Raw genomic sequence first — 14,873 nt, forward strand, 5'->3', positions numbered from 1 at the left:
GTGAGTCGACCGCTGGCGCTAGGCTCCCAGCATGCAGGCTGGGCCCACCGACGCGCGCCGCCTGAGACGCGCGCGTGACCGGCGACGCGCCGCGACGCCTCCTCACGTGGCGCAGGTGGCGGCTGGTGCCAGGGCGTACGTGTCCAGGACCCGGGTCCGAGTACCGCGGGTCTCCGACGCGTTCGTGCCCCGGGAGCGTCTGGCAGCCATGGACCTCGGCCGACGCGCGGTCACCGTGATCTGCGCCCCCGCCGGATCTGGGAAGACCATGCTCGTGGTCGACTGGGCGCACCGTGCCATGGCCCGCGGCGAGGCGGTCGCCTGGCTCTCCCTCGACGAGAGCGACGACCGGCCCTACGAGTTCTGGTCGGCGCTCATCGATGCCCTGATCGGGGCCTCACCTCCCGACGCGGCCGAACAGCTGGACCGGCTCAGCCCGCCGCGCGAGCGCGTGGAGCCGCGCTTCGTCACGGCGCTGACCGAACTGCTCGACGCGACCCAGCCGGTGCGCTGGCTCGTCCTCGACGACGTGCACCGGATCCGGTCGGCAGACGTGCTCGCCGGGTTGGCGACATTCCTCGCCGGCGTGCCACCCGGCCTGGGCGTCGTCCTGATCAGCCGCCATGAGCCGGAGCTGGACCTCCATCGACTCCGGCTCTCCGACCTGACGCATGACGTCCGTGCGGAGGACCTCACCTTCACGGTGTCCGAGGCATCGGATCTGTTCGAACGCGTCGGCAGCCCGTTGTCCACCCTGGACGTCGCCCGTGTGGTCGCCCGCACCGAGGGCTGGGCCGCCGGCCTCCGTCTCGCCGCGGTCTCGATCGCCGGGGTCGCGGATCCGAGCGAGTTCCTCGCCCAGTTCGAGGGCGATCAGCGGGAGGTGGCCGACTATCTGTTCACGGAGGTCGTGCAGCACCTGCCCGCGGAGACCTACGCGTTCCTGCTCAAGACGTGCGCGCCGGAGCAGCTCCCGGTCGAGCTTGCCGCCGAGCTCTCCGGTCGTGCCGACGCCGGGCGGATGCTCGATCGGCTCTGCCGGCTGAACGCGTTGGTGGTCCAGTCGGGCGACTCGTCCTGGTACCGGTACCACAGCCTCATGCGCAGTTTCCTGGCCGCGGCCCTGGCCCGCGAAGATGTCGATGCGCCGCGACGCCAGCACGCCATCGCTGCACGATGGTTCGATCATCACGACCAACCTGTCGTCGCCCTCGAGCACGCGCTCCGCGCCCGGGACGCGGACTACCTCTCCGGCCTGATCCGCAGCCGTGGGGTGCGACTGATCCTCGCCGGACGCGCCCCCACGCTCAGGGACACGATCGCGCAGGCGGCGGCGGTCGTCCGACGCGATCCCGGGGTGGTCACCATCGCGGCCCTGGCCGCGCTCGAGATGTCCGACGCAGCGGCCGCAGACGAGCAACTGGCCGCGCTCACCGGACTCGGCCCACCGGACGACGCACGGCAGGCGGCGCTGCGAGCGGCCGCCGTCGTCAATCGTGCACTGCTGGGCGGCGACGTCCCTGGTGCGCTTCGCGCCACGGGCATCCTCGATCTCGCACTCTCCGGCGACGCCGACATCGACCTCACCGTCCTGGTGCAGCGCGGCCCAGCACTGATGCGCACCGGCGACTACACCGGCGCGATAGCCGACCTCGAACGTGCCCTTGAGCTCGCCCGCGCCGGTGGCTACGACCAGGTCGTCCTCACCACCCTCTCCCAGCTCGCCGGGATCACCGGGGCCGCGTGCGACTTCCCCGCCACGCAGTCGTGGACCGGCAAGGCGATCGAGTATGCCGCCCCTCGCGGCTGGGCCGACTCCCCCAGGCTCGCCTACGCCTACCTGCTCGCCGGATGGACGGCGTTCCAGGTCGGCGACGAGCGCGCCGGAGCGTACGCGGACAAGGCGATCCAGGCCCTCGAGGAGCACGGCAACGTGGAGGTGGAGGTCGGCGTCCGGAGCATGCATGCACTGGCCACGTTCGAGGCGACGACCGGCACCGAGCGCCACGACACCGTAGCGACGTTCCGGGAGATCTGGGAGAGCCCGCGCGCGGACCAGGTCTCCCCCGGTCTGATCGGCTACGCGACGCCGCAGGAGATTCGGCTCGCGCTCGCGGTGGGCGAACACGAGTGGGCGAACGACGCCGTGGAGCGGGTCGACCGGATCCTGCCGGACAGCCTGGAGGCGCTCACCATGAGGGCGCAGCTCTGGCACGCGCGCGGCCGGTCGACCGAGGCCCGGCGTCTGCTCGGCGCGGCGCTGCGGGGCGATCGCGTGGTCCACCAGGAGGCGACGAGGGTCTCGGTCAATGTGCTGGCCGCCGCAGTGGAGGCCGGGCAGGGGAACGAGACTCTCGCGTTCGAGGCACTGGGACGGGCCGTGACCCTCGCGGCACCGCGGAATTTCCGGCGCCCGTTCCTCGACCTCTGGGACGAGATGGAGCCGTTGCTGCGCAAGCATCGGGGCCGCTTCGCCCACAACGACGCCTTCATCTCCGCCCTGCTCGACGGCGCGCCGCGACCGCACGGCGCCGGTGCGGACGGCGCCAGGACGAGCAGCACCCTCAGCCCTCGGGAGCTCGAACTCCTACGCGATCTCCCCTCGCCGTTGTCGATCAAGGAGATCGCCACGGCCCGCGGAGTCAGCGTGAACACCACCAAGACCCAACTCAGCGCCGTGTACCGCAAGCTGGGAGTCTCGGGGCGGTTCGCCGCGATCCGGGAAGGGCGCGAACGCGGCCTGCTGTGACGCGACGCCCGTGGACCATATGACCGAGACCGGTGGCAGCCTCAGCCCGTGTAGGTCCAGTGCCACGGCTCCGCGGCCACCGTCTCGGCGAAGCCGAACCCCCCGGCGTTCGCGCGCATCCAGCCCAACTCCTCGAAGTCGAGGGTCAGGTCCACGCTGATGCCCCAACCGTGCTCGCTCAGCCCGGGTTCGGCTGCGGTGCCGCCCTCGTCCAGGGTGCCGAGCCGTTCGGCGAGCGCCACCTGCTCGTCGTAGGTGCGGTAGGCGGAGTTGATCTCGAACCCGACCCCGGCGGCGAGCGCGGCGGCCCGAAGCTGCTCGAACGCGGCAGCCGCCTCGGCCACCAGCAGGTGGGTGCCCTGGCCACCGTCGATCGGGACGAGGGTGTCCGGGTCCAGCCGGCCGTTCTCCGCTTCCGCGCCCGACGGCGGAGCCCCGCCCTGGGTCGTCGGCTGTCCGTTCTGCTCCTGGGTCGGTTCGCCGTGCACGAGGTGCTGCTCCTGGGCGGCGCCGTCCGCCCGGTCGCTCGGTGCCGGCGCGGGGCGCCCGACCAGGAGCGGGTACGCACCGGCCAGCAGCGCCGCGAGCACCACGAGTCCGCCCAGCAGTGCCAGGACGCGGCGACGCAGGCGCCGGCCCGAGCGTGACGACGTACGCCCCGAGGAGGTTCGGTGGCCGGATCGTGGTGCCGTGACCGGCCGTTGCTCCCGAGCGGCGCCCGGGCGGCTCGGCCGCGCACCGGGCCCGATGGCCGCTGCGCGTGAGGATGCCGCGGGCCGGGCCGGGGACTGGGTCCTGGCCGTGCTCGTGCGGCGGGCCGCGACCTGTTCGACCGTGCGGCTCGCGCGTGTGGACCCGCCCGTGCCGGCCCGTGGCAACGGCACCACGTGCGCCGAGTCGGAGCGAGATCGAGCCCTCGGGCGAACCGGCCGCGGCCCGGTCTGCGGGCCTGCGCCGTCCACCATGGCCACAGGCTACGCACGGCGAGGTCGGGCCGGCATCCGACCACGGGTTGATCGAGCAGTGACCCCGGGGTTTGACTCCGCGTGACCTCCTGGGAATGATCCGGCCGCCGACCGTCTTGTCAGATACATGCGCCTACCTGCGGCAGCTGCCGCGATCTCCACCGACGAGGCGGCCGCGATCGACGAGCTGCTCGGCCGGATGCGGTGGTCCGCCGGCGGGATCGAACGGCTGCAGCTGATGCCCGGGCACGCGCGCCGGGTCCGCGACGCCGGCGTCCGGTTCGTGTACGTGGTCACCGGCACCGCCGTGCTGCCCGGGCTGCCCGTCGAGGTCGCCGCCGGGTCCTCGACCACGACCACCGGGGAAGTCCGGGTGCAACCGGGTGACTTCGTGCTGCTGCCCCGGGGCGGCGCCTACGAGGTGCGCACCGACCCGGCCGCCTCCGGGGCGAGCCTGGTGACCGGAACACTGGCACTGGACGCGGCACCGTTCGAACGCATCACCGACCTGATGCCGGCGGTGCTGTTCAGCTGCGGGTTCCGGCTGGCCGAACCTGCCTACGGCGGCCTGCTGGGCATGATCGACGCCGAGCTCGCCCGGGCCCGCCCCGGTGGCCCGGCCGTGCTCGACCGGCTGATCGACCTGGTGGTGTCCGCGGCGCTCCGGGCCTGGCTGGAGCGTGGGTGTGCGAGCGCGCAGACCTGGCTCACCCAGTTGCGCGACCCGCAGTTGCGCCGCGCCCTCGAGGCCATCCACGCCGAGCCGGGCTCGCCCTGGACGGTGACCGCGCTCGCCAGGGTCGCGAACGCGTCCCGCTCCCAGTTCGCCGAACGCTTCCGGATCAGTGTGGGTGAGTCCCCGGCCCGGTACGTCACCGGTGTCCGGATGCGCCGGGCCGAGGAGTTGCTGCTGGCCGACCGGCCCGTCAGCGAGATCGCGTTCGGGCTCGGTTACGACTCGGACGAGGGCTTCAGTCGGGCGTTCCGCCGGCACAGCGGCAGCGCCCCCAGCGACTGGCGCCGCTCCCGACGGCGCGCCGCGACGGACGCGGTGCTCACCTCGGCCTGACCGCTCGAGGCACCCGCCGCCGTCGGGCGTTCGTGCTCAGCTGGTGCGCACCCGGGAGAAGATGATGGCGCCGAGGGCCGCCGCGATGGCCGCGGCCAGGAACACCGCGCGCACGTCGAGGGTGTCGAACAGCAGGCCACCGAACGCGGCACCGAGTGCGATCGAGGTCTGGAACGTGGTGACGGTGAGCGCTCCGCCGCTCTCCAGCCGGTCCGGCGCCACGTGGCCGAGCCAGGTCTGCACCATCGTGGGGACCGCACCGAAACCGATCCCCCAGGCCGCGATCGCGACGATCGTGACCGGCAGGCTGGTACCCGCGACGGCGAGCGCCGCGGTGCCGGCGGCCACCATGATCGGCACGACCACCAGCAGCGGTCGCAGGTGCCGGTCGGCGAGCAGCCCGGCGAGCAGGTTGCCGACGAAGCTTGCCACCCCGTAGCTCGCGAGCAGCACCGCGAGCAGGCCGGTGGTGATCCCGCCGACCTCGTCAAGCATCGGACGCACGTAGGTGAACGCCGCGAAGTGCCCGGTCACCAGCAGCGCGAGCGCGGCGAACCCGACGGCGATGATCGGGGTGGACAGCGTGGTGAGCAGCGGCCGGAGCCCGGAACGCTCGCCGGCCTCGATCCGCGGGAGCGCGGTGAGCTGCAGGACCAACGTCAGCACCCCGGCGAGCGCGGCACCGAGGAACACCGCCTGCCAGCCGAGCTGCGCGCCGAGGTAGGCACCGATCGGCACGGCCGCGACCGTGGCCAGCGAGACGCCGGTGTTCACGATCATCATCGCCCGGCCCAACCGCTGCGGCGGCACCAGCTGCGAGACGACGGCCAACGACAGCGCCCAGAACCCGGACAGGGAGATACCCAGCAGGGCACGCCCGAGGAGCATCAGGGCAAGGTTCGGCACCAGCGCGACGAGCACGTTCGAGGCGATCGACAGGCCGGTCAGGGCGATCATCACCCAGCGCCGGTCGATCGGGGGCAGGAGCGCCACGATCGCCGGTCCGGCGAGGATCCCGGCGACCGCGGTGGCGGTCACCAGCTGCCCCGCGACACCCTCGCTGACGCCGAGATCGGCGGCGATCGGGGTGAGCAGGCTGGCCGGGAGGAACTCGCTCGCGACGAGCGTGAAGATGCCGAGGCCGAGGGTGACGACGGCCCACCACGAGGCGGGACGGGTGCTGCTCGGTGTGGTGGCCGCGGCGGTGCCGAGGGTGGTGCCGGTGGACATGGGACTCCTTGGTGTCTGGGAGACCCCAGCCTCGCCGGTGGCCGCGGCGCGCACCCGACCGTTCCTCGCCGGCAGCCGACCGTTCGTCCGCCGGTTGTACACAGGCGGCGGCCAAGCGGTGTGGAGCGTGCCCCACGCAGACCGGCACCGCACGTCCCGCCGAGCGTGACCTCGGGACGTCAGCTACCGGCTTTCGCCGCAGGTCGAGGCCCCGGCCCCGACCGCGCCGCCGGACCGAACGCGGCCCGCCGGGCCGCCCGGCGCAGCGTGGCCAGCACCGGGTACCCGGCCACGGCGATCCCCACGGCCGTCGTGATCGCCCGCCCCAGGTCCCAGGGCAGCGAGGTGGCCACGCTGTACAGCAGGAACCGGCGCAGGTTCTCGCCCACCGGGGCGCCCGCCACGAAGGAGATCTCGGTGCCGCTGCCGATCAGGAACGGCCAGAACGAGAGGTTCAGCGCCGTCCCGAACAGCACGGCGGCCAGGGCTCCGTACCCGGCCAGGACCGCGATCTCCCACCAGCCCCGCAGCCGGCGGGGCAGCATCCCGGCACCCAGGCCCACCCACGAGGCCGCCAGCATCTGGAACGGCAGCCACGGTCCCACACCCCCGGTCAGCAGTGCCGAGGCGAAGATCGTCGTGGAGCCGAGCAGGAACCCGAAGCCGGGGCCGAAGACCCGCCCGCCGAGCACGACCAGGATGAACACGGTCTCCACCCCGCCGGTGCCCGCCGCGAGCGGACGCAGGATGGCCCCGACGGCGCTGAGCAGCCCGAGCACCGCGATCGCCTTCACGTCCAGACCGCCGTCGTTGACCCCCACCAACAGCACCGCGAGCCCGGCGGCCACCACCAGGGCGAGCACCACCGGGGCGGAGGTGGTGTCGTCGAGCGCGGCGCCGGCATCGACCAGCAGCGGCCACCCGAACGCCAGCACCCCGAGCGCGGAGGCGAGCACCAGGGTCAGGCCCAACCGGCGCCCGATCGGAACCGCGGTCACGTCGCTGCCGATGCCTGCGTCCCACCTCATGGCGGTCCCTCGGCGGCTGCGCCCGCGGCCAGCGCCTCGCGCACGTCCGCGACCGTGAGCACGCCGACCGGAGCGAGGATCTTCGCCACCTGCGGCGCGAACGTGGGCGAGTCCCGCAGGACCTCCTCGGCCGGGGCGTCGGCGACCACCTCCCCCTCGGCGAGCAGCACCACCCGACCGGCCACCCGCGCCACGAACTCGACGTCATGGCTGGCCACGAGGATCGTGTGCCCGCCGTCGCGCAGCTCTCCGAGCGCCGCGACCAGGTGTGCCTTCGCGGTGTAGTCCAGCCCACGGGTCGGTTCGTCCAGCAACAGCACCCGCGGCGTCGCCGCCAGCTGGACGGCCACCGCGAGGGCGAGCCGCTGCCCCTCGGAGAGGTCACGCGGGTGCCGTGCGGCGTCGATGCCGGGCGTCAGCGAGTCGAGGATCGCGGCGGTGGTCCCGGCCCCGGCCGCGGCCTGTTCATCGGCGGCTGCGCACTCGGCCGCCACGGTTGGCAGATAGAGCAGGTCCGACGGTGCTTGCGGCACCAGGGCGACCTCGCGCCGCGCCACCGCTGGGGTGAGCTCCGCCGGGTCGGTGCCGTCGGCCAGGGTCACGGTGCCCCCCGACCGGCGGCCGCGCCCGGAAAGCGCCCAGAGCAGGGAGGACTTCCCGGACCCGTTGCGCCCCATCAGGGCCACCACCTCGCCCGCGGGCAGGTCCAGGTCCACGCCCCGCACGGCGTGGGTCGCGCCGTACCGCACGTGCAGTCCGTCCGCCGCCAGCTTGGCCGCATCGCCCGACGGCGGCTGGTCGGCCCGGTCCTTCGGCGCGCCCGTGCGCGCGGTTCCCGCGGCCAGGCCCGTCCGGACCCGCTCCCGCAGCGGTCCGGCCACCCGACGTGCATCACGCACCGACAGCGGCAACGGATCCCAGGCCGCCAACCGGCCGAGCTCCACCACCGGTGGCGCCACCGACGAGTGCGCGAGAACCGCCGCCGGCGCCCCCGCCGTCGCCACGCCGTCGGGCGTCAACGAGATGACCGAGTCGGCGAACTGGACCACGCGTTCGAGCCGGTGCTCGGCGAGCAGCACGGTGATGCCGGAGTCGTGCACGAGCCGGGTGAGCGCGGCGAGCACGTCCTCCGCGGCGCCCGGATCGAGCGCGGACGTGGGTTCGTCCAGGACCAGGATCCGTGGCTGGGCGGTGAGCACCGCCCCGATCGCGACGCGTTGCTGCTCCCCGCCGGAGAGGTCCGCGAGGGCGCGGCCGCGCAGCGGCGCCAGGCCGAGCAGGTCGAGCACCTCCTCCACGCGCTTGCGCATCAGCGCCGGGGCCACCCCGAGCTGCTCCATCGCGAACGCGAGCTCCTCCTCGACCGAGTCGGTGACGAACGAGGCGAGCGGGTCCTGCCCCACCACCCCGACCACGTCCGCGAGGTCGCGGGGCAGATGGTCGCGGGTGTCCCTGCCGGCCACCAGCACGGTGCCGGAGAGCAGACCGCCGCTGAAGTGGGGCACACGGGCGCAGGCCGCCCCGAGCAGCGTCGACTTGCCCGATCCCGTGGGCCCCACGACCAAGCACAGCTCGCCCTCGCCGACGGTGAAGCTGGCCTCGCGCAACGCCGGCGTGCCGGTGTAGCTGACGGTGACGTCCTGGAACTCGATCATCGGGTGCTCCGCCCGGGCAGCACGGCGGGGAGCGCGGCGGCGCCGGCCGCGATCACGCCGCTCAGGGGCAGCGTTGGCCAGGTCAGCGGGCTCAGCGACGCCGAGACCGAGGCGGGTTCGAGCGCCGCTCCGAGACCGATCGCCACGGCCGCCACCACGCCACACACCGCAACGAGGCTCTCCGGCAGCCCCCACGGGTCGGGCCGGTAGCGCGTCCGGCGTACCTGTCGCCCGGCCAGCACCGAGGCCACCACGGCGATGGCCGCGCCGGCCGCCAGCAGCGGCGGGCCGAGCCACTCCGGCGCGGTGCCGTCCAGCAGGCCGTACGTGCCGATCAGGCCGGCCAGCAGGGCCACGACCAGCAGCGCGCCCACCCGGCGGTCACCGCCGGGCCGATGGCCGCGGGCATACCCACGGGAATCCATCGAGGCGGCGAGGGCGAGCGCCTGATCGAGGGCGTCCTGCAGCACCGGGATGAGCCGGCCGGCGAACGCCCGCGGCCCGCGCCCGTCCAGGCCGCGCAGCAGCTGCGCCCGGCGCACCCGAGCGACGGCGGAGAACAGCTGCGGGGTCACGCTCACCGCGATCACGACGGCGGTGCCGATGTGATGCAGGGAGGCTGGCAGGCTCCGCAGCGCCCGCTTCGGGTTCGCCAGCGCGTTCGCGGCGCCGAACGTGATGATCAGGGCGGCCAGGCGCAGGCCGGCGTAGATCGCACCGAGCAGCCCGGCGGCGTGCACCGGACCGAGCAGCTCGATGCTGTCCACCCAGCCGGGCAGCGGTATTCGGGGCAGGTCCACCAGCACACGGCTGCCGTCGGGCAGCCCGACGAGCAGGTAGAAGGCAACCCGCACGGCGATCACCGCCAGGCCGAGCCACAGGTAGGCGCCGAATGCGCGCGCCCACGGTGAGTCGTCCCGCCGGGTCACCACCACCAGGATCACGGCGGCGAGCAACAGCGCGATCACCAGCGGATTCAGGGTGCGGCTCAGCGCCACCGCGATACCCGCACCCCAGGCCCACCAGGCCAGTGGGTGCAGGGATACCGCGGTGTGCCGCTCGGTCGACGCCGGACCCGGGACCGGCGGCGGCCCGGCGCTGCGCTGCAGGGTGGTCATGGCCGGACGGTGCTCAGTCCCCCCGCTGGGCGGTGCGGCGGCGCGTCACCAGGACGGCCACCAGGCCGAGGACGATGACCGCGGCGATCCCGGCGACCACCCCGACCGGCACGCCGGAGCCCGCCTCCTCGGCCTCGGCATCCGTCGTGGACTCGGTCGGCTCGCCCGATCCGTCCGTGGTCTCGGCAGCAGCCTCGGCCGCGGCCGCAACGTCGGCGGAGGTCACGGTGGGACCGGCGCTGCCGTCGAAGTAGCGCCAGCCCTCGTAGCCGCCCACCGCGGGGTCGGCCTCGTCCGCACCCACGGTCGCGCTCACCCAGTCGGCGCCCGGTTCGGCGGTCCAGTAGGACCAGAAGTTCCCGTCGAACTCGGTGGGGCAGGGATCGGGCAGGCTGTCGATCGTGCAGATCAGACCCGGGGTGGAGTCCGCGGGCGTGAAGCCTGCGAGCTCCAGCGCCTCTCGGCCCGACGTCGGGTCACCCTCGGCGCAGCCCGCCTCCACCTCACCGCCGACGTCGGTGAAGTCGACCACGACGGTGACGCCCTGGTCCGCCGTCAGGCAGGCGCCCGCGGGGGCCGGTCCGGCCTCCGCGCCGGCGGCGGTCGGCAGGACGGTGAGCAGGCCGAGTCCGATCGCGGCCGCGGCCGCGATACGGGTCACGGGGCGCTTGGGGTGTTTCATGGTGGAGCCTTCCGGGAGGGGGTCCGCGGGGTGGGCCCGCTCCCCCGGATCCCGGGCATGAGCGCACGGGACGAGGACTCGGGCTCCTCCCGCAGTCCACGACGGGTCGAGCCTTCGATCCCGAGCAGGTGATCCGGCTCGTCGCCCGCACCGGTGCTGCGGGCGACCCACGGTTGCGGGACAGCGCCGGTTTCGGACCGGCTTCCCCTGACCTCGAGTCGACTGATTGTGTTGGCTGGAGTCTACGGCCGTGCGGCGGAGACCGTGCGCAGGTGTGGCGGCGGTGGCATGCTCCAGGGATGGCCAGCATCTCGACCGGCACCGGGGACGACGGCACCACCGGCCTGTTCCTCGGTGGCCGGGTCTCCAAACGGGACGCCCAGGTCGAGGCCGGCGGCGACCTCGACGAGACCGTCGCGGTGCTCGGGGTCGCGCGGGCCGCCTGCCAGGACAGCGAACTGGCCGCCCTCGTGCTGCGGCTGCAGCGCGAGCTCTTCGTCTGTGGCGCCGACCTGTCCACGAATCCGTTCCACCGGGACCGGCTCGAACCGGGGATCTCGCTGGTGACGTCGGAGATGGTGACGGCACTGGAGACCCTCATGGACGAGCTCCTGGAGCAGCGCCCGCTCCGGCCCGTGTTCATCGTGCCGGGCTCGAACCAGGTCAGCGCGGCCCTCGACCACGCCCGCACCGTGGTTCGCCGGGCGGAGCGCCACGTGGTCGCCGCGCGCGCCTCGGGCGTCGAGGTGAACCCGCAGCTGTCCACGTACGTGAACCGGTTCTCGGACCTGCTCTTCGTCCTGGCCAGGCACGCCGGCGGCGAGGACGAGCCGGCCAGCCACGACTGACCCGAGCGGCGCAGGTATCGGTCGGGACGACGAGGGGCGCCTCCGGCGGTGACCGGAAGGCGCCCCTGCTGGGTGTCAGCGGGTGCTGAACGCGGCGTCGAACGCGGCCTCGGGCGCGTCGAACGCGAACTTCTTGACGAACTCGAGGGCCTCCGGCGCGCCCACCAGGCGGTCCATCCCGGCGTCCTCCCACTCCACCGAGATCGGTCCGTCGTAACCGATGTGGTTGAGGGCGCGGAAGGCGTCCTCCCACGGCACGTCCCCGTGCCCGGTCGAGACGAAGTCCCAACCGCGGCGCGGGTCCGACCAGGGCAGGTGCGAGGACAGCCGTCCGTTTCGCCCGTTCGTCATGCGCAGCTTCGTGTCCTTGCAGTCCACATGGTAGATCCGGTCCGCGAAGTCGACGAGGAACGAGACCGGGTCGATCTGCTGCCAGACCATGTGGCTCGGGTCCCAGTTCAGGCCGAACGCCTCCCGGTGGCCGATCGCCTCGAGGGTGCGCACCGTGGACCAGTAGTCGTACGCGATCTCGCTGGGGTGCACCTCGTGGGCGAACCGGACGCCGACCTCGTCGAACACGTCAAGGATCGGGTTCCACCGGTCCGCGAAGTCCTGGTAGCCGGCCTCGATGATCTCGTCGCGCACGGGCGGGAACATCGCCACGTACTTCCAGATCGCCGAGCCGGTGAAGCCGACCACGGTCTTGACACCGAGCCGGGCGGCGGCGCGCGCGGTGTTCTTCATCTCCTCGGCGGCCCGTTGCCGGACGCCCTCGGCGTCGCCGTCGCCCCAGATGGAGTCGGGGAGCATCTCACGGTGCCGGATGTCGATGGGATCGTCGCAGACTGCCTGGCCCTTGAGGTGGTTGGAGATGGCCCACACCTTCAGGTCGTACCGGGCCAGCAGATCCAGCTTCTCCTGGACGTACTCGTCGTCGGTAGCGGCGCGGTTCGGGTCCAGGTGATCGCCCCAACAGGCGATCTCCAGTCCGTCGTAGCCCCACTCGCTGGCGAGCCGGGCCACCTCCTCGAAGGGGAGGTCCGCCCACTGTCCGGTGAACAGGGTGATCGGTCGTGCCATGGGAATACTGCTCCTCGTTGCGGGTTGTCTTCGGTCGGTTCGTGCTGGTCGGTGGTGTCGCTGGTCGGGCGTGGTCACCCGGCGGTCGGGATGTCCAGCCAGGTGCTCCCACCCTGGGCGCTCTCCTCGACGGCGGCAAGGACCCGCTGCACGGCGAGCCCGTCGGCGAAGGAGGGCTCGGGCTGCTCGCCGGCGGCGACCGCGGTGACCAGGTCGACGACCTGGTGCGTGAAGGCGTGCTCGTAGCCCAGCCCGTGCCCGGCGGGCCACCAGGCGGAGATGAACGGGTGCTCCGGTTCGGTGACGAGGATCCGGCGGTAGCCGGCGGTGCGCGCGTCCTCGCCGGCGTCGAAGTACTCGAGGACGTTCAGATCCTCGAGGTCGAACGCCAGGGATCCCGCCGACCCGTTGATCTCGAACCGCAGCCCGTTCTTGCGTCCCCAGGCGAACCGCGTGGCCTCGAACGTACCGATCGCGCCGCCGGCGAGCCGGGCCAGCCAGATGGACGCGTCATCGACCGTCACCGGTCCGAGCTCGGCTCCCCCGGTGCCGGACAGGCCGGCGAACTCGGTGGCGACCGGCCGCTCCTTCACGAACGTCTCGGTGAGGCCCACCACGCCGGTGATCGCCTGGCCGGTCACGAACTGGATCAGATCGGTGATGTGTGCGCCGATGTCCCCGAGCGCGCCCGACCCGGCCCTGGTCTTGTCCAGGCGCCAGGACAGCGGCGCACTGGCGTCCGCGATCCAGTCCTGGAGGTACTGGGCCCGTACCTGCCGGATGGTGCCGAGGCGACCTTCGGCGATGAGCTGGCGGGCGAACTGGACGGCGGGCACCCGGCGGTAGGTGAAGCCCACCATGGCGAGGACGCCGTTGGCCCGGGCAGCCTCCGCGGCGGCGGCCATCTGTTCGGCCTCGGCGACGGTGTTCGCCAGCGGCTTCTCGCAGAGCACGTGCTTGCCGGCCTCGAGGGCCGCGATCGCGATCTCGGCGTGGGTGTCACCCGGGGTGCACACGTCCACCAGGTCCACGTCGTCGCGGGTGATCGCGGCCTGCCAGTCCGTCTCGGTGTGCCGCCAGTCCAGCTTCGCCGCCGCCGCGGCCAACGCCTCCGGGTTCCGACCGCAGATCACCTGCTGGACCGGGGTGAGCGGCAGATCGAAGAAGCGGGGCGCATTGCGCCACGCCTGCGAGTGCGCGGCGCCCATGAAGGCGTACCCGATCATTGCGACGTTCAAGGGTGGACTGGCGGTCATCGAATTCTCTCTCCTCAGTGTTGTTCTCATGCGGGGGGCCGTGGCGACCGTTCTGGTCACCACGGCCCCGTTCCGGACGGCCGATCACGGCCGCCGGACGAACAGGTCAGGACTGGAAGGCCGTGGGTAGATACTGCTCCACGTTCTCCGAGGTCACGACCGGGGCGTACAACTGGACCAGTCGCGGCACCTCGACCTCGACGAGGTCGGCGAGGGCGCGCTGCTGCACGACGAGGCGGGCCAGGGCGATGCCGTCCGCCGCCTGGGTGGCCGGGTAGATGACGGTGGCCTGCACGACGGAGTCGCCCGAGGCGATCAGCTCCATCATGTTCGCCGAGCCGGCGCCGCCGACCATGACGAACTCGTCCCTTCCGGCGGCCTCGATGGCCGCGAGCACACCGACGCCCTGGTCGTCATCGTGGTTCCAGAGGGCGTCGATCTGCGGCGCCGCCTGGAGCAGGTTCGATGCCGCCGCCTCGCCGCCCTGGATCGTGAAGTCGGCGGCGACCCGGTTGTCGACGGTCTGGCCGCACTCCGCCAGCGCGTCGGAGAAGCCCTGGCTGCGATCCTGGGTGAGCGGCAGCGAGTCGATCCCGGCGATCTCGGCGACCACGGCGTCGGGGTTGTCGCCGACCTGCTCGCAGATGTACTGCCCGGCGCTGACCCCCATTCCGTAGTTGTCACCGAGCACCGTCACCCGGGCCGCGTTCGGGTCGGAGAACTCGCGGTCGACGTTCACCACGACGATGCCCGCCTCCATGGCGCGCAGCGCCACCTCGGTGAGCGCGGCGCCATCGAACGGCAGCAGCACGATCGCGTCGACGCCGTCGTTGATGAACGTCTCGACCTGGCTGATCTGCAGGTTCACGTCGTTGGTGCCCTCGGCGACGCGGAGCTCGACGTCCGAGTACTCGGCCGCGTGTTCCTCGGCGGCGCTCGTGATGGCCCCCATCCAGCCGTGGTCGGCGGCCGGTGCGGAGAACCCGATCACCACCGTCTCACCGGCCTCGGCGTTCGGGTTGCCGCCACCACCGCCGCCGGTGTCCTCGCTGGTCCCACCCTCCTCGGGTGGTGGTTCGTTGCTGGTGCAGCCGGCCGTGAACGTAGCCACGGCGGCCAGACCCGCGACTCCGACGAGCAGGCGTCGGCGCAACGTCATCGGTGCAGACATGTGTTCCTCCTTGTGGGTGGGG

Annotated in this window: 12 protein-coding genes and 1 riboswitch; of the genes, 3 read left to right on the top strand and 9 right to left on the bottom strand. The window is 73.0% G+C overall.

The window, feature by feature from the left end; all coding sequences use genetic code 11:
- The first annotated feature begins 31 nt into the window (after nucleotides 1-31).
- Complete coding sequence (locus tag GKS42_RS17705) at nucleotides 32-2,749, top strand: winged helix-turn-helix domain-containing protein (protein WP_154795028.1); 2,718 nt, start codon at nucleotides 32-34, stop codon at nucleotides 2,747-2,749.
- Between the two features lie 41 nt (nucleotides 2,750-2,790).
- Here GKS42_RS17705 and GKS42_RS26060 read toward each other — a convergent pair whose 3' ends face one another.
- A complete protein-coding gene (locus tag GKS42_RS26060; protein ID WP_168217883.1) occupies nucleotides 2,791-3,342 on the bottom strand; it encodes a M15 family metallopeptidase in 552 nt (183 codons plus the stop codon).
- A 499-nt stretch (nucleotides 3,343-3,841) separates the two neighbouring features.
- Between GKS42_RS26060 and GKS42_RS17715 the strand changes: the two genes are divergently transcribed.
- Complete coding sequence (locus tag GKS42_RS17715; RefSeq protein ID WP_154795030.1) at nucleotides 3,842-4,783, top strand: helix-turn-helix domain-containing protein; 942 nt, start codon at nucleotides 3,842-3,844, stop codon at nucleotides 4,781-4,783.
- 36 nt (nucleotides 4,784-4,819) lie between these two features.
- On the opposite strand, the gene GKS42_RS17720 is transcribed toward GKS42_RS17715, so the two are convergent.
- The 5 genes from GKS42_RS17720 to GKS42_RS17740 all read right to left on the bottom strand — a co-directional run bounded on the left by GKS42_RS17720 (nucleotide 4,820) and on the right by GKS42_RS17740 (nucleotide 10,496).
- A complete protein-coding gene (locus GKS42_RS17720; protein WP_154795031.1) occupies nucleotides 4,820-6,013 on the bottom strand; it encodes an MFS transporter in 1,194 nt (397 codons plus the stop codon).
- Nucleotides 6,014-6,192: 179 nt separating this feature from the next.
- Nucleotides 6,193-7,041, bottom strand: a complete 849-nt coding sequence (locus GKS42_RS17725) for an ECF transporter S component (protein WP_154795032.1) — start codon at nucleotides 7,039-7,041, stop codon at nucleotides 6,193-6,195.
- A complete protein-coding gene (locus GKS42_RS17730) occupies nucleotides 7,038-8,696 on the bottom strand; it encodes an ABC transporter ATP-binding protein (RefSeq protein ID WP_154795033.1) in 1,659 nt (552 codons plus the stop codon). The genes GKS42_RS17725 and GKS42_RS17730 overlap by 4 nt, the downstream gene beginning before the upstream one ends.
- Complete coding sequence (locus tag GKS42_RS17735) at nucleotides 8,693-9,814, bottom strand: CbiQ family ECF transporter T component (RefSeq protein WP_154795034.1); 1,122 nt, start codon at nucleotides 9,812-9,814, stop codon at nucleotides 8,693-8,695. The genes GKS42_RS17730 and GKS42_RS17735 overlap by 4 nt, the downstream gene beginning before the upstream one ends.
- A gap of 13 nt (nucleotides 9,815-9,827) precedes the next feature.
- Complete coding sequence (locus tag GKS42_RS17740; protein ID WP_154795035.1) at nucleotides 9,828-10,496, bottom strand: hypothetical protein; 669 nt, start codon at nucleotides 10,494-10,496, stop codon at nucleotides 9,828-9,830.
- A 106-nt stretch (nucleotides 10,497-10,602) separates the two neighbouring features.
- Nucleotides 10,603-10,727, bottom strand: a riboswitch (cobalamin riboswitch).
- A gap of 68 nt (nucleotides 10,728-10,795) precedes the next feature.
- Here GKS42_RS17740 and GKS42_RS17745 point away from each other — a divergent pair.
- Nucleotides 10,796-11,344 carry a cob(I)yrinic acid a,c-diamide adenosyltransferase gene (locus tag GKS42_RS17745; RefSeq protein WP_154795036.1) on the top strand — a complete coding sequence of 183 codons (549 nt, stop codon included), beginning with the start codon at nucleotides 10,796-10,798 and terminating at the stop codon, nucleotides 11,342-11,344.
- Between the two features lie 75 nt (nucleotides 11,345-11,419).
- Here GKS42_RS17745 and GKS42_RS17750 read toward each other — a convergent pair whose 3' ends face one another.
- From GKS42_RS17750 to GKS42_RS17760, 3 genes are all read right to left on the bottom strand, one after another.
- Nucleotides 11,420-12,424, bottom strand: a complete 1,005-nt coding sequence (locus GKS42_RS17750) for a sugar phosphate isomerase/epimerase family protein (protein WP_154795037.1) — start codon at nucleotides 12,422-12,424, stop codon at nucleotides 11,420-11,422.
- Nucleotides 12,425-12,498: 74 nt separating this feature from the next.
- The gene (locus GKS42_RS17755) at nucleotides 12,499-13,680 is read right to left on the bottom strand and encodes a Gfo/Idh/MocA family protein (RefSeq protein ID WP_154795038.1); all 1,182 of its coding nucleotides are present in this window, start codon (nucleotides 13,678-13,680) and stop codon (nucleotides 12,499-12,501) included.
- 106 nt (nucleotides 13,681-13,786) lie between these two features.
- The gene (locus GKS42_RS17760) at nucleotides 13,787-14,851 is read right to left on the bottom strand and encodes a substrate-binding domain-containing protein (protein WP_154795039.1); all 1,065 of its coding nucleotides are present in this window, start codon (nucleotides 14,849-14,851) and stop codon (nucleotides 13,787-13,789) included.
- Nucleotides 14,852-14,873 lie beyond the last annotated feature (22 nt).

It is taken from the genome of Occultella kanbiaonis, assembly GCF_009708215.1.
Taxonomy (GTDB): domain Bacteria; phylum Actinomycetota; class Actinomycetes; order Actinomycetales; family Beutenbergiaceae; genus Occultella; species Occultella kanbiaonis.